The 20,511-nt window shown below is 52.1% G+C and carries 21 protein-coding genes; 8 read left to right on the top strand and 13 right to left on the bottom strand.

Annotation, left to right across the window (positions count from 1 at the left end):
• Positions 1 to 8: 8 nt before the first annotated feature.
• The 4 genes from Hfont_RS10445 to apbC all read right to left on the bottom strand — a co-directional run bounded on the left by Hfont_RS10445 (position 9) and on the right by apbC (position 4,624).
• Positions 9 to 2,063: a 4Fe-4S binding protein gene (locus Hfont_RS10445; RefSeq protein ID WP_112992306.1), complete on the bottom strand. Its 2,055-nt coding sequence runs from the start codon at positions 2,061 to 2,063 to the stop codon at positions 9 to 11.
• A gap of 74 nt (positions 2,064 to 2,137) precedes the next feature.
• Positions 2,138 to 2,797 (bottom strand): DUF3306 domain-containing protein, encoded by a 660-nt coding sequence (locus Hfont_RS10440; protein WP_112992305.1) that lies wholly within the window; start codon positions 2,795 to 2,797, stop codon positions 2,138 to 2,140.
• Entirely contained in the window at positions 2,787 to 3,302 is a 516-nt protein-coding gene (locus Hfont_RS10435) for a DUF3305 domain-containing protein (RefSeq protein WP_112992304.1), read from the bottom strand. The genes Hfont_RS10440 and Hfont_RS10435 overlap by 11 nt, the downstream gene beginning before the upstream one ends.
• 233 nt (positions 3,303 to 3,535) lie before the next feature.
• Positions 3,536 to 4,624 (bottom strand): iron-sulfur cluster carrier protein ApbC, encoded by a 1,089-nt coding sequence (gene apbC / locus Hfont_RS10430; protein WP_112992303.1) that lies wholly within the window; start codon positions 4,622 to 4,624, stop codon positions 3,536 to 3,538.
• A 216-nt stretch (positions 4,625 to 4,840) separates the two neighbouring features.
• On the opposite strand from apbC, the gene moaA reads away from it, so the two are divergent.
• From moaA to Hfont_RS10410, 4 genes are all read left to right on the top strand, one after another.
• Positions 4,841 to 5,965 (top strand): GTP 3',8-cyclase MoaA, encoded by a 1,125-nt coding sequence (gene moaA, locus Hfont_RS10425; RefSeq protein WP_112992302.1) that lies wholly within the window; start codon positions 4,841 to 4,843, stop codon positions 5,963 to 5,965.
• A 43-nt stretch (positions 5,966 to 6,008) separates the two neighbouring features.
• Positions 6,009 to 6,608 carry a molybdenum cofactor guanylyltransferase MobA gene (gene mobA / locus Hfont_RS10420; protein ID WP_112992301.1) on the top strand — a complete coding sequence of 200 codons (600 nt, stop codon included), beginning with the start codon at positions 6,009 to 6,011 and terminating at the stop codon, positions 6,606 to 6,608.
• Positions 6,609 to 6,700: 92 nt separating this feature from the next.
• A complete protein-coding gene (gene moeA, locus Hfont_RS10415) occupies positions 6,701 to 8,029 on the top strand; it encodes a molybdopterin molybdotransferase MoeA (RefSeq protein ID WP_112992456.1) in 1,329 nt (442 codons plus the stop codon).
• Positions 8,030 to 8,482: 453 nt separating this feature from the next.
• Positions 8,483 to 9,346: an HDOD domain-containing protein gene (locus Hfont_RS10410; protein WP_112992300.1), complete on the top strand. Its 864-nt coding sequence runs from the start codon at positions 8,483 to 8,485 to the stop codon at positions 9,344 to 9,346.
• Positions 9,347 to 9,425: 79 nt separating this feature from the next.
• On the opposite strand, the gene Hfont_RS10405 is transcribed toward Hfont_RS10410, so the two are convergent.
• The 7 genes from Hfont_RS10405 to mltG form a co-directional block, all read right to left on the bottom strand.
• Positions 9,426 to 10,046: an ankyrin repeat domain-containing protein gene (locus Hfont_RS10405; RefSeq protein ID WP_338322779.1), complete on the bottom strand. Its 621-nt coding sequence runs from the start codon at positions 10,044 to 10,046 to the stop codon at positions 9,426 to 9,428.
• A 75-nt stretch (positions 10,047 to 10,121) separates the two neighbouring features.
• Complete coding sequence (locus tag Hfont_RS10400) at positions 10,122 to 10,901, bottom strand: TatD family hydrolase (protein WP_112992298.1); 780 nt, start codon at positions 10,899 to 10,901, stop codon at positions 10,122 to 10,124.
• A 76-nt stretch (positions 10,902 to 10,977) separates the two neighbouring features.
• Positions 10,978 to 11,505 carry a GNAT family N-acetyltransferase gene (locus Hfont_RS10395; RefSeq protein ID WP_112992297.1) on the bottom strand — a complete coding sequence of 176 codons (528 nt, stop codon included), beginning with the start codon at positions 11,503 to 11,505 and terminating at the stop codon, positions 10,978 to 10,980.
• Between the two features lie 36 nt (positions 11,506 to 11,541).
• The gene (locus tag Hfont_RS10390; protein WP_112992296.1) at positions 11,542 to 11,919 is read right to left on the bottom strand and encodes a PilZ domain-containing protein; all 378 of its coding nucleotides are present in this window, start codon (positions 11,917 to 11,919) and stop codon (positions 11,542 to 11,544) included.
• 10 nt (positions 11,920 to 11,929) lie between these two features.
• Positions 11,930 to 12,958 carry a DNA polymerase III subunit delta' gene (locus tag Hfont_RS10385; RefSeq protein ID WP_112992295.1) on the bottom strand — a complete coding sequence of 343 codons (1,029 nt, stop codon included), beginning with the start codon at positions 12,956 to 12,958 and terminating at the stop codon, positions 11,930 to 11,932.
• Positions 12,955 to 13,569: a dTMP kinase gene (gene tmk, locus Hfont_RS10380; RefSeq protein WP_112992294.1), complete on the bottom strand. Its 615-nt coding sequence runs from the start codon at positions 13,567 to 13,569 to the stop codon at positions 12,955 to 12,957. The genes Hfont_RS10385 and tmk overlap by 4 nt, the downstream gene beginning before the upstream one ends.
• Before the next feature lie 68 nt (positions 13,570 to 13,637).
• The gene (gene mltG / locus Hfont_RS10375) at positions 13,638 to 14,624 is read right to left on the bottom strand and encodes an endolytic transglycosylase MltG (protein ID WP_112992293.1); all 987 of its coding nucleotides are present in this window, start codon (positions 14,622 to 14,624) and stop codon (positions 13,638 to 13,640) included.
• 117 nt (positions 14,625 to 14,741) lie between these two features.
• Here mltG and ygfZ point away from each other — a divergent pair, with 117 nt between their 5' ends.
• Genes ygfZ through Hfont_RS10360 form a run of 3 tightly spaced genes read left to right on the top strand, consistent with a single transcriptional unit; the run spans position 14,742 to position 16,885 of the window.
• Positions 14,742 to 15,800 (top strand): CAF17-like 4Fe-4S cluster assembly/insertion protein YgfZ, encoded by a 1,059-nt coding sequence (gene ygfZ / locus Hfont_RS10370; protein WP_112992292.1) that lies wholly within the window; start codon positions 14,742 to 14,744, stop codon positions 15,798 to 15,800.
• Positions 15,801 to 15,824: 24 nt separating this feature from the next.
• Complete coding sequence (locus tag Hfont_RS10365) at positions 15,825 to 16,112, top strand: DUF4936 family protein (RefSeq protein WP_112992291.1); 288 nt, start codon at positions 15,825 to 15,827, stop codon at positions 16,110 to 16,112.
• On the top strand, positions 16,103 to 16,885 hold the full coding sequence (locus tag Hfont_RS10360) for an NRDE family protein (RefSeq protein WP_112992290.1): 783 nt from the start codon (positions 16,103 to 16,105) through the stop codon (positions 16,883 to 16,885). Before Hfont_RS10365 ends, Hfont_RS10360 begins: the two co-directional genes overlap by 10 nt.
• Positions 16,886 to 16,950: 65 nt before the next feature.
• Here Hfont_RS10360 and Hfont_RS10355 read toward each other — a convergent pair whose 3' ends face one another.
• Positions 16,951 to 17,853: an SDR family oxidoreductase gene (locus Hfont_RS10355; protein ID WP_112992289.1), complete on the bottom strand. Its 903-nt coding sequence runs from the start codon at positions 17,851 to 17,853 to the stop codon at positions 16,951 to 16,953.
• A gap of 45 nt (positions 17,854 to 17,898) precedes the next feature.
• Positions 17,899 to 18,360 (bottom strand): PaaI family thioesterase, encoded by a 462-nt coding sequence (locus Hfont_RS10350; RefSeq protein WP_112992288.1) that lies wholly within the window; start codon positions 18,358 to 18,360, stop codon positions 17,899 to 17,901.
• Between the two features lie 282 nt (positions 18,361 to 18,642).
• Here Hfont_RS10350 and Hfont_RS10345 point away from each other — a divergent pair, with 282 nt between their 5' ends.
• Positions 18,643 to 20,304 carry an MFS transporter gene (locus Hfont_RS10345; RefSeq protein ID WP_112992287.1) on the top strand — a complete coding sequence of 554 codons (1,662 nt, stop codon included), beginning with the start codon at positions 18,643 to 18,645 and terminating at the stop codon, positions 20,302 to 20,304.
• Positions 20,305 to 20,511: the final 207 nt, after the last annotated feature.

Genomic DNA, 20,511 nt, shown 5'->3' with positions numbered 1-20,511 from the left:
GCTTCTATTCACTTCAAATCTGCGATCGACGATTCGGTTTTGTTGGCCATCATGTCAATAACACGGCAGTCTGAACACATCTTGAGTCTGTCGATATTGCCGGAGAATGCGCCGTGCAAAGAGAGCTTGCTCACCATGTTTTCAATCATCTTTGTCGTACCAAATGGTTTTTGGCAGCTGATGCAATGATATGGCTCTGCTTCATACAAGACCTGCAGATTTTTTGCCGCATCCGTCAGCAACAAGCGCGGTGCCAGCGTGATTGCATTTTCAGGGCAGGTCTTTTCACACAGGCCGCATTGAACGCAATTCTTTTCGATGAAACGCAACTGCGGAGAATTTGCGTTATCGCTTAGCGCGGACTCAGGACAGGCGCCTACGCATGACATGCACAAGGTACACGCATCCTTGTTCACGATGACCATGCCATACGGTGCACCAGCAGGCAAAGCAATCTCATCCGGTTTTAGCGGGGCAAAGCTCTTCAGATGATCGATTGCCAGTTCCAGCGTGTTGCGTTTATCCGCCGCCACATTAAACAATCCTCGTTTTGACGGGACTTGTGCAGGCTCGATTGCGGCAAGCGCTGCATCAAGTTGCGAAACGCTGCTTGCTTGAATTAGCGACAGATGCACGCCTTCATACCCAAGACCGCTCAATATGGTTTGCGCAATATCGATTTGCTGCGTCAAGGCATGCACGTATTGCGGCGCATCTTGCGTAGTCGTAAGTATCGCTACATGCGTAGCACCATAGGCAATTGCGGCCAGCCAGATGTCTATGCCGGTCGATGCTGCATGATGCAACTCAAGCGGGATGACGCGTGCCGGCATGCCCTGCAACTTGCCTTTAGCCTGCGCCAGCCGTCCCAGCTCGCTGACCATTGCTGCGCCCTGCTCCTGATTATGCAAAAGCAGCATGGGCTCAACTCCGCCAGCTTTGGCGTAGGTATTCAACATCGTCTTCACGCGCGTACCGGTATCGGTCGTGCGCGGATAAGCGTAGGCCAATGCGCCGGATGGACATACTGTCGTGCATGCACCGCAACCCACGCAAAGATTCGGATTAACCTTGATCAGATTGCCGTTATGGCTGACGGCTTCTGCCGAACATACATCAATGCAGGAAGTACAGCCAACCTTGCCGTTGCGGCCATGCGCGCATAATTTTTCCTTGTAGATGAAAAATTTTGGCTTGCTGAATTCGCCTACCATCTGCGTCAGCTTCAAGGCCTCATCCATCTGTTTATCGATGGATGCACCTGGAGCAAAATAACCTTGCGGTGGTTGATGCAAGCCGAGCAAGGCCGCATCGGACAAATCGAAAATCAAATCGAATTCACTACTGCGTTCAGTCACAATCCGTGTGAAATCGATTGCACCTATTGTTCCGCAAGCCTTCACACAATCCCTATGCGACTTGCATTTGGACAGATCGATTTGATACATCAGATCGATTGCATTTTCCGGGCAAACTTCTACGCACGCATTGCAGCGCGTACAGGTTTCCAGATCAATCGGGTTCGCTTGCTGCCATTTCACTGTGAATGCGCCCAGCCAACCGGTAATGGCGACTCGATCGCCGGAGAAACAAGGAAATTCCCTGTCCTGCGCTATCTCGCCAGCGGCATTACCCGTCAATAAAACGCTGACATCAAGTTGCGTACCCAAACGTTTGGCCCAGGACAAAGCGCGATCCGCCGGCCCTACTATTAATACGTGTCCGGCCGATTGGTAATCGACAGTGGGTACAGGTTCTGGATCAGGCAATGCGGCGGCGGCCAGCAAAGCGGCCACCTTCGGCAAGGCACTTTTTGATTGCGCACCCCAACCGCCAGTCTCGCGAATATTCACAAAGCGTAAAGGAGCAACCGAGTTCTTTTGCTGTGCGATCTCGGCAAACAAGGCGCGCTCTTGCGTGCAGGCCACAACCACATCGTCCACGCCATCCAGCGATGACATGTACGCGCCGACTTCCCTTCGGCAAAGCTCGGTGGCGACAGGTAATACGCTGGTGCCGAGTGCTGCGCCAAGCTGCGCGCCTGCAGCAGCATCCAACGGCATGGTTCGATTGCAATTACATACTTTGAATTCTGTTGTCATTGGCTGGCTTGTAGAGGCTGGCTATTGAATCAATCCTAAACGTCGTCGACGTCAGGTTTGGCTTTGGGATTTTTTACGCTGGATTCTTCTATTGATTGATCCGGCAGAATCTCGGCTGCCTGAGGTATCTGCTGTTCAGCATAGTCTTTTTCGTGCGCATTATCAGGCGACGTGTTATCCGCGCTATCCGATGCGCGTACTTGTTCGCCAATCACAGGCATCTCGCCATCTGTCGCTTGTTCTTGTGCTTCAGGTATTTTTTCCAGCAAACGCATCATCGGAGTCTTGAGTTGCGACAAGGGATCAAGCAATGCTTTCGCGTGATTCAACGAAGCCAGTAATTCTGGCGTGATCGGTTCAAATTTATTGTAATCATCGATATAGATGTCCAAGCCATCCATGATGTTGAAGTGCGGATCGGTAAATAATTTCTTCATCGCAGAACGCTTGACCGACTCATCCACCCCTTGCGTCATGAAGGCGGAATAATCAGAGTCATGTGTCAGCTTGTCGACGTCTTCCTGAGTCGGCAAGGGCTTGACTGCAGCATCAGGAATCGGAGTGACTTCGTCATTGCTGCGCGCCTCGGTCATGGGATGCACGGCAGTATCCGTAGCCGCAACTTCGGCATCAGGCGCCGTTACCGTATCGCTTTTCTTTTTCGACCAGCGAGTGAAAAAATCTTCAGCCGCCATGGTGATCACCTTCGGCGCGGGCCATTTTAGCGACGCCTTCACCGCCTTCAAACGATGGCTTCTTGTGTTTGCGTTTAGGCTCTGGATGGTAATAGTCGTGCGTAAACGCGGTCAGGCGCTCGACAATTTCAGCAGAGGCCGGCAAGGTATCCACCCGCTCGCCACCATCCATCAGACGGGCTGCTTCGTTGTACGACAGGGTGACTGATTTGGGAACTGCAAGTTCGACGCCATCGATATCTTCGATGCGCCACATAATGAACCAGCACGGCACAGGCGCACTGATGTTGAGGAAATAGCCTTCTGCCTCGCTACTGCACAAGGTGACGTCGATACCGTTGAATAACCAACGCGTATCGGCCGGATCATTACGCAGGCAACGCGGCGCATTCAGCTCCGGTACCTGCCCAACGATTTCAATCGGCAGCCATTGAAATGGCTGCCATCTGCTTGATAAAGGCGTGCATTGCATGATGACACCAATGCGGATTGCTTCTGTCTCCATGTCTCCTCATTCCGGCATATTCTGCCTGTCGTTGTAACGATAGCGACGCAATTACTATTGTGCGCCGAAACTGCAAATCGGATTTCGTCTCTGAAAATCGCGCTTGCAAACGATGAAGGAAAATCATGAATAACGCGTGAGCAATCGCTGCTCACGCATCAATACTTATTAACTGACATTAGTACTTTAAAGCAACCATACGCGTAAATACATATTACATCAAGCCGGCAAGCTTAGTCGTTCTTGACCACGATGGTCGGGAACTTCGCCGACATGTCTTTGGCTTTTTCTGCAACCTTGATCGCAATCTTGCGCGCGATCTGTTTGTAGATCACGGCAATCGGGCCATCAGGGTCGGCAACAACTGTCGGCTTGCCTGAATCCGCTTGCTGACGAATCGACATTGTCAACGGCAAGGCACCGAGGAAATCCACGCCGTATTCGCCGCACATTCTTTCGCCGCCGCCTTCACCGAAAATCGCTTCGGCATGACCGCAGTTGGAGCAGATGTGCGTACTCATGTTTTCCACAATGCCGAGAATCGGGATGCCGACTTTCTCAAACATTTTCAAACCTTTGCGCGCATCCAGCAAGGCGATGTCTTGCGGCGTGGTAACGATTACAGCACCGGTAACAGGCACTTTTTGCGACATCGTCAATTGGATATCGCCAGTACCTGGCGGCATATCGACGATCAGATAATCAAGATCGCGCCAGTTGGTTTGTTCCAGCAGTTGCGTCAAAGCTTGCGTCACGATAGGGCCGCGCCACACCATAGGTTCATCCGGATCGATCATGAAACCGATACTGGAAACCTGCAGACCGTAGTTCTCCATCGGCTCCATGGTTTTGCCATCGGCACTTTCCGGCCGACCGGAAATGCCCATCATCATCGGTTGCGAAGGACCGTAAATATCTGCATCCAGAATACCGACTTGCGCCCCCTCTGCCGCCAAGGCCAGCGCCAAGTTCACGGATGTCGTCGATTTGCCGACGCCGCCCTTGCCGGACGCCACTGCAATAATATTTTTAACGTTTGCCAGCAACTTCACACCGCGTTGCGCCGAGTGCGCCACGATGACGGAATGCACGTTGGCAGTCGCGCTACCTATGCCTTCTATCGTGCGTACTGCCGCGATAGATGCCTTGCGTATACCGTCGATCTGGCTTTTTGCCGGATAACCCAGCTCCACGTCGAATATGACGTTGGTGCCATTGATCTGGATGTTTTTTGCAGAACGGCTGCTGACTAAATCCTTGCCGGTATTAGGGTCTATGACTGTGGACAATGCTGCTTTGACTGCTTCTATCGTGATACTCATTAGTTCTCCTGAATTTTATAGCGCAAGTCTAAACTAATTGGATGCGACTCGCTGATGACTTGCACGCAAACATTGTCATATTTTTCACGTTTTCTCTTGCGAAACGGGCGCTTGCCCATCATCTACCAAGAGTATGCAGCCAAATAAATCGCCGGGCTCAATTCGACAGCCAGGGCGTGAAACACTTACAATGTCGGTACTTACACGATTTTCGCCATGACTGAAAAAATCATTCCGCTCGCAGACCTGCGTTATCTGAACAAGATACCGGTCATTCCGGCACGCCTTGAAGCACCTAACGGCTTGCTGGCGGATACGCTTGCGCGGCCGCTGCAGGATTTACGCATTTCGATTACGGATCGCTGTAATTTCCGCTGTGTGTATTGCATGCCGAAAGAGGTGTTCGACAAGGATTACGCTTTCCTGCCGCAGACATCATTGCTGTCGTTTGAAGAAATTACCCGCATTGCGTCCTTGTTCGTCGCGCATGGCGTGGAGAAAATTCGCCTGACCGGCGGTGAACCCTTGCTGCGCAAAAATGTGGAAAAGCTGATAGCAATGCTCGCCGCATTACGCACGCCGGATGGCCGCGAACTCGATTTGACCTTGACCACCAATGGCTCATTGCTGGCGCGCAAGGCACAGGCTTTGAAAGACGCCGGCCTGAAGCGCGTCACCGTTTCGCTCGATGCACTCGACGACAAAGTATTCAAGCAAATGAACGACGTCGATTTTGCAGTCTCTGACGTGCTGGAAGGCATAGAAGCCGCGCATCGCGTCGGCCTCGGCCCGATCAAGATCAATATGGTCGTCAAGGGCGGCATGAACGATCAGGAAATCGTGCCGATGGCGCGCCATTTCAAAGATACGCCTTACATCCTGCGTTTCATCGAATACATGGACGTCGGCGCCTCGAACGGCTGGAAGATGGATGAAGTCATTCCATCCTCTGAAGTCGTACGCCGCATCAGTGCCGAGATGCCACTCGAAGCGATCGCACCGAATTACACCGGAGAAACTGCAGGACGCTGGCGCTACGTGGATCAAAACCGTGACGGCGGCGGCGAAATTGGTGTGATCTCCAGCGTGACGCAGGCATTTTGCAGCGATTGCAGCCGCGCACGTTTGTCTACTGAAGGCAAGCTTTACACCTGCCTGTTCGCAACCGGCGGCCACGATTTGCGCGCGCTGATGCGTAACGACAAAACGGATGAAGAAATTTCAACCGTCATCGCGCATATCTGGCGTGCACGCGGCGATCGCTATTCTGAATTACGTACGGCCAACACCGATGGATTGAACACCGAGCGCAAGGTCGAGATGTCGTACATCGGCGGCTAAGTTTTTCCTCCTTCCTTCAACTGATATCGACACAATTTAAAAAATGGATACCAGTCAAATTACCGGACTCATACTTGCAGGCGGACGCGGCACTCGCATGGGTACCGTAGACAAAGGTTTGCAATTGTTCCGCGACGCACCTATGGCTTTGCATGTATTGATGCGCCTGTCGCCGCAAGTCGCTTACATCATGATCAATGCGAATCAGAATATCGCGCCATATGAAGGTTTCGGCGTGCCGGTCTGGCAGGATGAGATGCAAGGTTTTGCCGGCCCGCTGGCAGGTTTGCAAACCGGTATGCTTCATTGCGAAACGGATTATCTGGTGACTGCGCCTTGCGACTCACCATTTCTGCCCAAGGATCTGGTCGCGTGTCTGGCCGCAGGGCTGGAAGAAAAAAATGCCGACCTGGCCGTTGCCGTCACTGGCGAAGGCGAATCATTGCAAGCGCATCCTGTCTTTTGTCTGGCGAAGGCTTCTTTGTTGCCGCACCTGACCTTGTATCTACAAGAAGGTGGACGCAAGTTCGACAAATGGTATTCGTCGCTGACTGTCGCTGAAGTTCACTTCGACGATGAAGATGCGTTCCGCAATATCAACACGCTGGACGACTTGAGAAAATACGAAGCGACTGCGTCATGAATCTACGTTATTCGCATATTCTGCGCGACATGTCCGGCTTGGATGGCGCGCTGGACAACGACGAACTCAACGATAACGAAATTTCCAACAATATGGCCAAAAATAATCCGTCCGATGGCAGCGCAACGAATGCATCGCGCAACACGCTCGCTAATGTAATCAGCTGCTTGTCCGACTACGATCCTGATGCGCTGCCGGTGCCAGATGCGCAAGCGATCATTCGCCAGTTCATCCAGCCTATCAATGCGGTCGAAAAAATCGCGCTGAGAAGCGCACTGGATCGCGTGCTGGCAGCCGATATCGTTTCGCCTATCAACGTCCCTTCGCATGATAATTCGGCGATGGACGGCTATGCCTTGCATGGCAACGACTTGAGCAAAGATCAGGATGTAAAACTGAAAGTGATAGGCACCGCTTACGCCGGTCGCGCTTTCGATGGCGCAGTCAACAGCGGCGAATGCGTGCGCATCATGACCGGCGCCGTCATGCCGGCACAATGCGATACCGTTATTCCACAGGAATTTGTACGCGATGCCAGCGATACCGGCATGACGATTCCGGCCGGTGCGGTAAAGACCGGCGACAATCGCCGTCTCAAAGGCGAGGATCTGAAAGCCGGCACACCTGCCCTGCAAAAAGGCAAAATTCTGCGCCCTGCCGACCTCGGCTTACTGGCTTCGCTAGGCATAGGTGAAGTACCGGTGCAACGTCGCTTGCGCGTTGCCTTTTTCTCGACCGGTGACGAGCTGCGCTCCATCGGCGAAACACTGGACGAAGGCTGCGTCTACGACAGCAATCGCTACACCTTGCACGGCATGCTGACACGCCTCGGCTGCGATGTTGTCGACATGGGCGTCATCAAGGATGATCCGGACGTACTCGAAGCTGCATTCCGCACCGCTTGCGAAAATGCCGATGCAATCATCACGTCTGGCGGCGTATCCGTAGGCGAAGCGGATTACACCAAGCAAATGATGGCACAACTGGGCGACGTCGGTTTCTGGAAAATCGGCATGCGTCCCGGCCGTCCCATGGCTTTCGGAAAAATTGCATCGAACGGAAAGGAAGCCTATCTGTTCGGTTTGCCCGGCAATCCAGTCGCCGTGATGGTGACCTTCTATTTTCTCGCGCGCCAGGCTTTGCTGCACATGATGGGCGCATCAGCGGTAGAAGCACCGCCGTTGTTACGCGTCGTATCCCAAGCTGCCATCCGCAAACGTCCCGGTCGCACTGAATATCAGCGCGGCATCTTGAGCCGTAACAGCGACGGCATACAACAAGTGCGCATCACCGGCTCGCAAGGCTCAGGCGTGTTGCGCTCGATGTCGGAAGCCAACTGCATGGTTGTGCTGGAACACGACAGAGCCGAAGTCAAAGCTGGCGATCTGGTTGATGTGATTCTGTTTGACGGTTTGGTCTGAGCGACATGCAGCCGCAGCGATACAAACCTGCGGAAGGGATTTCGATATGAGCAAGAAAAAGAAATGCTGCGAGAGTAAGAAGCCGTGCAAAAATTGCCCGCTCAGGAAAAAATCGAACTGATCCGGCTCAAAACCACATTCTATTTTTCATCGTCATAAAGAAAAAGCCTGCATTCTCATCAGAGAATGCAGGCTTTTTCATTTGCAGCCGAAGAATTATTGCAACATGGAAAGCTTCTTTTCATTTCACAAAAAATCACATTCTTCTTCGTTTTTTTGCAATATTTCACATGCAAAACGATGTGACTAGGATTATTCTATTTTCATATAAGAAATAAATAACACATATGCCACTCCTCTTACTTGATTTGAGGAAGCACGCAGCATCATTCACCTGCATCAATTCATTAAAACCTGGCAAGCATAAGAAATTGATTCTTTTGAGGGAACATTATGTACGGGCCCAATCCGACAAATAGCCATCAGGGAACACCCGCTGAGCTCGCACGCCCAGTCAATATTCCTCCTCGCCCTGCATTACTTATTGCACTACAACGTGAAATCGCACAGGAAGATCCATCTCTCCGAAAAATAGTGCAGCTAGTCGAACGCGATGTCGCTATTGCAGGCAACCTTCTTGCGATCTCAAATTCGGCCATGTTCAATTTGAATCGGCACATTGAACATGTGCAAGACGCAATTACGCTGATCGGCTTGAATAATTGCAACGCGGTGATCACGCGCCTGATGGCCAGACGCGCACTGGCGCACGGCAAGATGATGATGCCGCGCTTTTGGGATGTTTCTGAAAAACGCTCCTGGGGCATGATGTACGTTGCTCGTCAGACCACCAAAGTCGCACCTGAACTCGCTTATAACTTCGGCCTGTTTTGCGATATCGGCATACCGTTGATGATGGCATCTTTTATCGATTACGCGGATACACTCACCGTCGCCAACCAGTTGGAACATAGTGGCTTCATCGAACTGGAAAATTCACGCCATCGCATCAATCACGCACTCGTTGGCGCCATGCTGGCCGAACATTGGCATGCAGATCCACGTGTTGTTCTCGCCATCAAAAAACATCATTCGTATGAAGTCATGGCTGACCATCTTTTTGAGCCTGATGTACGTGAACTAATCGCGATCTTCTGCGTGGTAGATCAGGCGATACAACAGCATCGGCATGCAGTGTCTATCGATTGGCTGGAAGGTGGTGAGATGGCAACCGAAACCCTGGGTTTGACGACTGCCGATGTAGACGATCTTTGTGAAAAACTGAAAGAAAAATTCGTGATGCCTAATGCCGCCTGAACAAAACACTCAGACTTTAATAGCCATGTTGTAACGCGATTTTTCAAGGATGTGCGCCAGCATTTTTCTGCTAACGTGCTTACAGCTTGCCAGCTTTCTTCAAGCGATACGTCAAGCCTTCAACGATATCCTCGTGCCCACCTTGCTGCGCAAAATCGATCGCGCTCATACCCGCATCATTCTTCAACGATGCATCGGCACCAGCATCAAGCAAGGCCTTGACCGTGTAGATATGACCGCCGCGCGCTGCCATCATGATGGGTGTGGTTTTATTCGGTGATGGAGCATCCAGCACGGCAGATTTTTCCAATAACAAATTCACGATGTCGTTATCGCCTATCGCCGCTGCATAGTGTAAAGCCGTCCAGCCATCCTGATTCACCGTTGCATCTTTGGCGAGCAAGGCTTCAACGGCCGGCTTGTTCGCCGTGTAAGCAGCAATCATCAATGCGGTGTCGCCGTTGTTCGCTCTTAGATTTACATTGATGTCACGCGCATTCATCAACACGGGAAATACTTTCATGGATTTTTCCCGCAAAGCGAGGATCAAGCCGGAGTCACCGCGTTCCGACTCGACCGTATTCGGATCAAAACCACGCTGCAACAGAGAAGTAATAGTAGCGGCATCGTCCAGTTTGGCCGCTTTGAAATAATCCTCGTATGCACCTGCATGGGCCGGCATAGTCAAACTTGCGAACACTGAAAGCACCATCAGCAGTTGCAAAACCAGTCTGCGCACAAGGAGCGATTGAGCCAATTTCACGTACGTCATTTGTTACCGCGCAATCTTGAATAAATTAAAAAAGTTATCAGTCGTTTGTTGAGCGATCTGTTCTACCGGCACGCCCTTCAAGGTCGCCAGATATTCCGCCACATGACGCACCAAAGCCGGTTCATTCACCTTGCCGCGATGCGGTACCGGCGCCAGATAAGGCGAATCGGTTTCGATCAGCATCTGTTCCAACGGCACTTCACGCGCAACAGCCTGTAAATCTTTCGCACTCTTGAAGGTAACGATGCCGGAAAACGAAATATAAAAACCCATTTCCATCGCCGCCTTCGCCACTTCCAGCGATTCGGTAAAACAATGCATGACGCCAGCAGCACCGCCGGCATCCGTACCCGCTCCTTCTTCACGCATGATGCGTATCGTGTCTTCAGATGCAGCGCGGGTGTGAATGATCAACGGCTTGCCGGTCACACGCGAGGCGCGGATATGCGTACGAAAACGTTCGCGCTGCCATTCAAGATCGCCTTCCAGCCGGTAATAATCCAGGCCAGTTTCACCGATGGCGACGATGCGCGGGTTATCGGCCAAACGGATAAGATCATCGACGGATGGCTCAGGCGTATCTTCATAATCCGGATGCACGCCAACCGATGCATAGATATTCGGATGCCGTTCAGCCAGCTCCAGCACGCTGGGGAAATTAGGTAAATCAACCGAAACGCATAGCGCATGGCTGACTTCGTTCTCGGTCATTTTGCCGAGTATTTCCGGCATGCGCGCAGCAAGCTCGGGGAAATTGATGTGACAGTGGGAATCGATATACATAGGGCTGAATTGTACGCGCCAGATGGTTTTGCTGCGAGCGTCATACCTGGAACTAGCTCAATGCAGGCAATCTTGCCTATGCAATACGTTTGCCAACTATGATCAAATCGCGCTCAACCCCATCCAGCGTGGCAACACGCGGCATGTCAGCCCAGCGCTCGAAGCCGAAACGCTCGAACAATTTCAGGCTCGGTTCGTTATGAGCAAAAATCAGGCCGACCAGTGTGTGAATATCCAGCGCCGATGCAAATGCAATGGCTTCGGTCAAAAAATACGCGCCCAAACCTTTACCACGCGCATCTTGCGCCAGATAAATGGAAATCTCAGCCGTGTGCACATAGGCCGCACGTGCATGAAAATTGGAATACGACAACCAACCCAGCATCTGCCCATGATCTTCCACCACCCAGATAGGTCGTTTGCCCGCTGAATGTTCGTTAAACCAGTTCAGACGTGAAGCCACGGTGACAGGCTCGATATCTGCAGTGACCTGGCGTGATGGAATAGTGCTGTTGTAGATGGCGACGATGGCAGGCAAATCGTCCAGAGTCGCCAGGCGGTGGAAATACTGCGCTGCGGATTGTTGGCTAAACTGGGTATTCAATTACTGGCGATGAAAGATGCTTGAACGGGATGCGATTTACAAGGTATGCGTCGCACGCGAAGAACCAAGCGCCGCGCCCAGCAATTCCTCGATACGCTGCTTGATGCGCTGGCCGCTTTCGTCTGCGGAAAACTGCACGCCTATGCCTTGCGCCTTGTTGTTGTTGGCGCCGGCGGGCGTGATCCAGGCGATCTTGCCGGCAATCGGGTATTTGGTCGGATCATCCATCAAGGTCAGGATCAGATAAATCTCATCGCCTATCATGTACTGCTTGGTTGATGGCACGAAGATGCCGCCGTTTTGCAGAAATGGCATGTAGGCCGCGTACAACGCAGATTTTTCCTTGATCGGCAACGACAATACCGAGGGCCGACCCACTGCGGGATTTGCTGCTGCGATCGGGGTATCTGCCATCACTAACCTTTCAGGAAAAAAGCGTTGAATAATCCAGCAACATGTCTTCTATGAACAGCTTGGGTGCCAGCGGATGATCGGCAATTGCACGCCGTTCATTGACGCTCTTGATCGCTTGCAACAAGTTGCCAACTTCGATTCGTGCAGCCAGCGCACCCAGTTCTTTTTTATAACGTGGATAGTAACGGATTGTGCCGGAAAGTTTGACGGAAAGCACGTCATACAACCAGCGTTGCAACCATGAGACTAACTCCGGCATCGGCGTTTTCTGCAAACGGTCAGCCGCTTTCAACGCGCCATCTACGCCAGGCTGCGCCAATTGCTGCAGGAATTCATCCATCGTTTCGCGCGTACCGGCTTGCGACGATTCCAGCGCAATAAGTGGTGCACCGCCCTGTTCGGCCAGCCAGCCGTCCGCATCCTTTACCTGCTGTTCCTTGAGCCAGGCCAGCGCTTCATCCTTGCTTGGCATGGTCAGCGCAAATTTGCGGCAGCGCGACAGTATGGTCGGCAGCAGGCGATCGATGCTGTTCGTTACCAGCAAAAACATCGTGCGTGGTGGCGGCTCTTCCAGCATTTTCAGCAATGAATTTGCGGCGGCGGTATTCAGGGCTTCGGCCGGATACAAGGTGATGACGCGCATGCCGGAGCGATGCGTGGAAATATTCATGAAGTCAGACAAGGCGCGTACCTGATCGATCTTGATTTCTTTCGAAGGTGCCTTGGTCGATTTGGCTTTCTTGGTTTCCGCTTCGCCATCCTCGCCTTCAGCGCCGTCGCCATCATCCAGAATTTCCGGACGCACGCGACGATAATCAGGATGACTGTATTGCGTGAACCAGCCGCAGGCATCGCATGTGCCGCAAGCATGTCCATCCGCGACAGGCGTTTCGCACAGCAGCGATTGCGCACATGCTTCGGCAAATGCAGTCTTGCCTATGCCTTCCGGGCCGTGAAATAAAATCGCGTGCGGCAGTCGTTCACGCAGCAATTGCCACTGCTGCCAGGAAGCGCCTTGCCAGGGTAAAAGAGTATTCAAGAATCCAGCCCTGCAATGATGCCGCGCAACTGATCCTGGATCGTCGCTATAGCTTGCGTAGAATCGATGATACGGAAACGCTGCGGGAATTCAGCGGCGCGGCGTAAATATTCCGCCCGCGTCGCGGCAAAGAAATCTGCTTTCTCCTGCTCGAACTTATCCAAAGTGCGCGTCGCATCCAGGCGCGCGCGCGCCACATCCAGCGGCACATCGAACAACAAGGTCAAATCAGGTTGCAAATGCGGATGCACCCATTGTTCCAGTGCTGCCAGCTTTTGCAAATCCAGCTTGCGACCGCCGCCCTGATAAGCGAATGTCGCATCGGTAAAACGGTCGGAGATGACCCAATCGCCACGTTCCAGAGCTGGTGCAATCACTTGTGCAATATGTTCACGTCGAGCAGCAAACATCAGCAAGGCTTCCGTTTCCAGATGCATTTTTTCGTGCAGCAAAATAGTCCGTAGCGATTCACCAAGACTGGTACCGCCGGGCTCGCGCGTAACAACGACCGTCTTTTTACGCTCCCGCAGTAAATCGGCCACGAACGACAAATGCGTGGATTTACCCGCGCCATCGATACCTTCAAACGTAATGAATTTTGCTGTCGTCATGCCACTGCCATAAAGATGATTCGAATTTTATAAGTCTTGTTTGCTGCGGCGTTCGCCGGCAGCTAGTGTCATTGCTTGCGCTGGTACTTGTTCACCGCATTATTATGATCATCCAGCGTCGCAGAAAACTGGCTGCTGCCATCACCGCGTGCGACAAAATATACCGCATCGGTAGCTGCAGGATTCATCGCCGCATGCAAGGACTCCATGCCCGGCAAGGCAATCGGCGTCGGCGGCAAGCCGAGACGAGTATACGTATTGTGTGGTGTATCGGTCAGCAGATCGCGCTTGCGGATATTGCCTTTGTAGTTATCGCCCATGCCGTAGATGACGGTGGGATCGGTTTGCAACAACATGCCCTGCTTCAGCCGGTTGACGAATACACCAGCAATCATCGTGCGCTCAGATTTTTTGCCTGTTTCCTTTTCCACGATGGAGGCCATGATCAAGGCTTCATACGGCGACGCGTACGGCGACCCTGGATCACGTGCCAGCCACGCTTCATTCAGACGCTTGAGCATCAGGTTATGAGACTGTTTGTAGATTTGCAAATCGCTGGAATTTTTCGCGAACAGATACGTGTCCGGCGCAAACAAACCTTCCGGCTTGGTGTAAACACTGGATAGTTTTGCCATCAGCTCCTGATCCGACCAGGCAGCGGTATCGTGCTTCAAGGATGGATGTGCGTTGATCGCCTGCCGCATCTGTTTGAAGCTCCAGCCTTCAATGACGGTCAATGCTTCTTGCGCAAACTCGCCACGCACCAGTTGATTGACCAAGCCGCGCGGGGTCGTACCCGACTTCAAATCGTAAGTCCCAGCCTTCAATTTGGTGCTATTTCCCGTCACTTGCGCCAGGATCACCATCAGCAACGGTTGCACCGGCACACCGGCTTCGTCGATCTGCTGCATGCTACTTTTCAGGCTGCTGCCGGGTGCAATCGTAAATTCCATGGACGGTTGACCGTCAGCAATGATGGGCTTCTCTGCCCAGAACATGAACGATGCGCCGACAATGATTGCCAGCAGAAAAGTCCGCCTTAATAATTTTTTCATTAAAACAAGGTCTCGCTAAAATCGACGGGGATAGCACGCGTTTTTCCCACGCCACTATAATCGGACACTAATGATAATGGCTGAAGCAGTTTTTGCCGCAATTTATTGATTGAATCTATGACTACATGGTTGAAATTTCTGGCTGAACAAGGTGCGCAATTGAGTGCGCCCGTCAGTGAAAACGCAGCATCTGAAGTACTGTCTTTCGGTGCCGACACGTCTGTCGAGACAGCCAGAGACAATTTTGTAGCGCCGCTCACCCACCTTGGCTTGATCTCCGCCGCTGGGGAAGATGCAGCACATTTTTTGCATAATCAACTGACTAACGACGTCGAGCATCTCAGCATCGATGAAGCGCGCCTGGCTGGTTATTGCTCACCCAAAGGTCGTTTGCTGGCCAGCATGCTGATCTGGAAAACCACTGATGGCGTGATGCTGCAGCTGCCACGCGAGATCCAGCCCGGCGTGCAAAAACGTCTGCAAATGTTTGTATTGCGTGCAAAAGCCAAACTAACGGATGTCACACCAAATCAAGTCATGCTTGGCTTGTCGGGCCCAGCTGCCGCGACTGCCTTGATGCCATGGTTCCCGACTCTGCCCGTCGCGATTTACGGCAAGGTGGAAACCGCAGCCGGCACGCTGATCCGTCATCCCAATGCATTTGAAGTGCCGCGTTATCAATGGATCACGACCGAAGTGCAGGCGATAGAAGCATGGCCGATGCTGACAAAAATTCTGCAGCCTAGCGGCGCGGCAGCCTGGCATCTGGGAGAAATAGATGGTGGCGTGCCGCACATCACGACAGTTACGCAAGAGAAATTCGTCCCGCAAATGATCAATTTTGAATTGATAGGCGGCGTCAATTTCAAGAAAGGCTGCTACCCGGGTCAGGAAATCGTTGCCCGCAGCCAATACCTCGGCAAGCTCAAGCGCCGCATGATGCGCGCCAGCGTAACGGCACAAAGTGCAGCACCCGGCACCGAGATTTTTTCGATTAACGATCCTGATCAGCCTTGCGGCATGGTGGTGAATGCCGAGCGCACGAATGCGCAAGAAATCGATTGTCTGGTTGAGATCAAACTAGCGGCAGCAGAATCGGAAGTGCGGCTCGGCTCGGCAAATGGCCCTGCATTGTCCTTCCAGACTTTGCCTTATCCTCTTACCGACCCGGTTTAATTTCACGATACTGACGATACGCAAATGGATCTCTACGTTTATTACCGAGTGCAAGTTGCTGACGCTGCCGTGTTCCTGACAAAAATTACCGAGATGCAGGATAATCTCCGTAGTGAATACGGCATCCGTACTGCGCTCAAGCGCCGCCCTGAAGAACAGGATGGTTTGCATACGTGGATGGAAGTGTATCTGGAGGTCGCGGAAGGTTTTGAAGCGAAACTGGAGCAAGCCGTTGCGAGTAGTGAGTTGCTGGCCATGATCGCCGGCAAACGCCATATGGAATATTTTCTGGATTTAACTTTATGTGCTTGATCGTCTTCGCCTGGCAAGTCATGCCGAATATGCCGCTGCTTGCAGCAGGTAATCGTGACGAATTCTACGATAGGCCTGCCAGCCCTGCCGATTGGTGGCACGACCATCCGCAAATTTACGCAGGTCGCGACTTGCAAGGCGGCGGCACCTGGATGGGCGTGACGCGTGATGGACGCTTTGCAGCAATCACCAATATCCGAGCGCCGTCTGAAATGCGCTCCGATGCACCGAGCCGCGGCAATCTGGTTTTGAATTATCTGGCGGGTGAAATGACACCGGCCGACTATATCCAGGAAATTTCTGCCTACGCGACTAACTACAATGGCTTCAATTTATTGATCGGCAATACCAGTGAACTGATCTGGTATTCGAACCGCGGTGAAAAGGATGAACGCAACGGCAAACCGCTCAAGCAAGGCATGTACGGTTTGTCGAATTCCCTGCTCGATTGTGCCTGGCCCAAGGTCGTCAGTACCAAGGCCGAATTTGCCAGCCTCTTATGTCAGGGTGCACCGGAAGATGCCTTCTTTGAAATGCTGTCGGATACAACTTCCGCCTCCGATTGCCGCCTACCCAAAACCGGTGTCAGTCTGGAACGCGAGCGATTGCTGTCGGCAGTCTGCATAGAGTCGCCAGATTACGGCACGCGCGTCTCGACACTAGTCAAACTGCAAAACGGCCAGCCTCCGGTATTGATAGAACGCCCGGCAATCGCGATGCCGCCTATGCCGGAACGTGCTCCGCATCGCGGCCAGTGCACCAAAGGATTTTAAAGCTGCTGTGCTTACAGCTCTTTGTAGTTTTACTTCCAATCACCAACGCAGCATCAGCTACGTAATCACTTCGCCAGTTTTGCCTTCAGCAGTTCACGTATGTGCGGCACGTCCTCGTAGGGATCGTAAGGATTGCGTTGTTGCACTATATCTTCCATCCGCTTGCGCGCATTGATCAGCGATTCCGGTTCGGAAAAAATATAGAAGCGATTATCGCGTATCGCATCGAAAGTCCATTCGGCAATCTGCGCCGCTGAAATTTTTCCCGAGATCACTGCTTTTTCAGAAAACGATTGCGCTGCACGCTGGCTGACTGTCGGTGCTGCATCGTTATGCATGTCATCCGGACGATTACGTTCTGATTGATGAATCCCGGTGGGTACAAAAAATGGGCACAACAATGAAGTACTGATAGACGATGTCACCAGCCGCAAGTCTTGATACAGCGTTTCTGTCAGCGAGACGACCGCGTGCTTGGATACGTTATAGATACCCATCGTCGGCGCATTTTGCAAACCGGCAACCGATGCAGTATTGACGATATGCCCTTCATACGCAGGATCACGCTTCGCGCATTCCAGCATCAAGGGTGTAAAGATACGCACACCGTGAATCACACCGAACAAATTGACGCCTAATACCCAATCCCAATCTGCTTTCGAGTTCTCCCAAACCAGACCGCCACCAGCCACACCTGCATTATTAAACAGCAGATGGACTGCACCGAAGCGTGCCATTGCTGCATCGGCCAGTGCCTGTACTTGCTCAGCCTTGCTCACATCGCAATGCACGGCCAGCACTTGCGCACCCTGCTCGGCCAGTTCTGCTTCCACTTTTTGCAAGGCATCTTGCTGTACATCGGCCAACACCAGCTTCATACCCAGGCGTGCGCCCAGATTCGCGAACTCGCGACCGAAGCCGCTGGCAGCACCGGTGATCACGGCAACTCTATTTTGAAATTGTTTCATGCCTGCTTTCGATTAACTGATGGCTGAAGGTTTAGGCGCGCGAGTTCACGCATGTTTCAGTTTTTTTGCAACATCGGTACGGCGAAGAAATTTGAAAGTCCCTGTCGCTTTTGCTACAAGCTTGTCGCCATTCCACAATTCGCCTTCGCAAAAATAAATGCTGCTCGATGCATGTGCGACCTTGCCCTTCGCGATCAGGCGGCAACCTTCAGTACCGCCAGGCTGCATGAAGCTGGTTTTCATTTCTATCGTGACACCGCCGCGACTATCCGGCTCCATCGAACGTCCAGCCAAGGACATCACGTTATCCAGCATCGTCATGATCACGCCGCCATGGGCAACATGCCAGCCATTGAGATGACGGGCCTGCAATGTCAATTCAACTTGCGCCTGACCATCAGCCGACTCAAGAGCTTTAATGCCCAGTTCTTGCAGAAACGGGATGGTCGATGAAGTTGTTGCAGCTGGCTCTGGATGGGTCGCAGGAGTATTGGATGGGTTCGTCATCGGGATTCTTCTATTACAAATGGCGTCATTTTAGAGCCATCTGCGTTACAGCTAAGGATTGTTCGTCAATGGGCCTGTGTTACGCCGTGCAATATAGGCTAAAAACATCACATCTAAAGCCCGCATCACGCTTTGCTGCAACGCAAAATCGATACATGCACCATGTAAGCACTATGTAAGCTTGCGCAAGCATCGCGTAAGGTTCCAGTCGCACACTCGGGTCGCTTAGCCAATACAAGGAATGCGTCACTGCATCCCATTAATAATTTTAAGGAGACGAGCATGGCCACAGTATCGACCAACGGTCGCGGCATCACTCCAGAAGAACGGAAAGTTATTTTCGCTTCTTCTCTGGGGACCGTATTTGAATGGTATGACTTCTACCTTTACGGTTCGTTAGCCGCCATTATCGCCAAGCAGTTCTTTGCTGGCACCGATCCAAACACTGCTTTCATTTTCGCACTGCTCGCCTTCGCAGCCGGCTTTATCGTGCGACCGTTCGGCGCGATCGTATTCGGTCGCCTGGGCGACATGATCGGCCGTAAATACACCTTCCTCGTCACCATCGTCATCATGGGTGCGTCGACTTTCATCGTCGGCTTGCTACCGGGTTACGCTTCGATCGGTATCGCTGCCCCTATCATCCTGATCATCCTGCGTATCTTGCAAGGTCTGGCACTGGGTGGTGAATACGGTGGTGCAGCAACCTATGTTGCCGAGCATGCTCCGCATGACAAGCGCGGCGCATTCACATCCTGGATTCAAACTACGGCAACCATGGGTTTGTTCATGTCGCTGCTGGTGATTCTGGGTACACGTACTGCTGTCGGCGAAGAAGCATTTGCTGATTGGGGATGGCGCATTCCGTTTCTGGTATCCGTCTTCCTGCTGGGTATCTCAGTCTGGATCCGTTTGTCTATGGCTGAATCGCCAGCTTTCGTGAAAATGAAAGCGGAAGGCAAGACATCCAAAGCACCATTGACCGAATCATTCGCGCAATGGAAAAACCTGAAGATCGTTATCCTGGCACTGGTCGGCCTGACAGCTGGTCAAGCAGTGGTTTGGTACACCGGTCAGTTCTACGCACTGTTCTTCCTGACGCAAACGCTGAAGGTCGATGGTGCAACGGCCAACATCTTGATCGCAGCTTCACTGTTGCTGGCAACGCCATTCTTCGTGATCTTCGGTACGCTGTCCGATAAAATCGGCCGCAAACCTATCATCATGGCGGGCTGTCTGATCGCGGCTTTGACCTACTTCCCTATCTTCGGCGCATTGACTCACTATGCTAATCCAGCATTGGAAGCAGCATTGAAAGATGCACCAGTGGTCGTGACTGCTGATCCTGCAACTTGCCAATTCCAGTTCAACCCAACCGGCACCAAAAAATTCACTTCGTCATGCGACATCGTGAAAGCTAAACTGGCCGCTGCTTCGGTTGCTTACTCGAATCAGGACGCCGCACCAGGTACGGTTGCAACGGTAAAAATCGGCAATACCTTGATCACGTCTTACGACGCAAAAGGCTTGCCGAAAGAAGAAGCCGATGCCAAAAATAAGGCTTTCTCGAAAGAACTTGGCGATGCCATCAAGGCCCACGGTTACCCAACCAAGGCTGATCCTGCGCAAATCAACTATCCTATGACCTTGCTGTTGCTGTTCATCCTCGTTATCTACGTAACGATGGTGTACGGACCGATCGCAGCGATGCTGGTGGAAATGTTCCCAACCCGCATTCGTTACACATCGATGTCCTTGCCGTATCACATCGGTAACGGCTGGTTCGGCGGCTTGCTGCCAACCACGGCGTTTGCTCTGGTTGCATTCAAAGGCGATATTTACTACGGTCTCTGGTATCCAATCATCATCGCGCTGATCACCTTTGTCATCGGTATGATTTTCGTCAAGGAAACAAAAGACAACGACATCTACGCCGACGACTGAACTCGTTGAGTATTTCGTTCGAGAAAGTCTCGAATAAAAAACTGCCAGATATTCTCTGGCAGTTTTTTTTTGCCTAATCGGCTCGCTTTGCGATTCGTTTTATTTCATACTGAAAAACGATGGCTGCATGCAATTTGCCCTGTCCAAACCAAGCAAGATTTGTTATTGTCTGGATGCTAATACAGGTCTTCCCGAACACAATCCGAA

The sequence above is a fragment of the Herminiimonas fonticola genome, from assembly GCF_003293745.1.
GTDB lineage: Bacteria > Pseudomonadota > Gammaproteobacteria > Burkholderiales > Burkholderiaceae_D > Oxalicibacterium > Oxalicibacterium fonticola.
The sequence above is the reverse complement of the archived record's forward strand: the minus strand, read 5'-3'. Positions and strand labels throughout refer to the sequence as shown.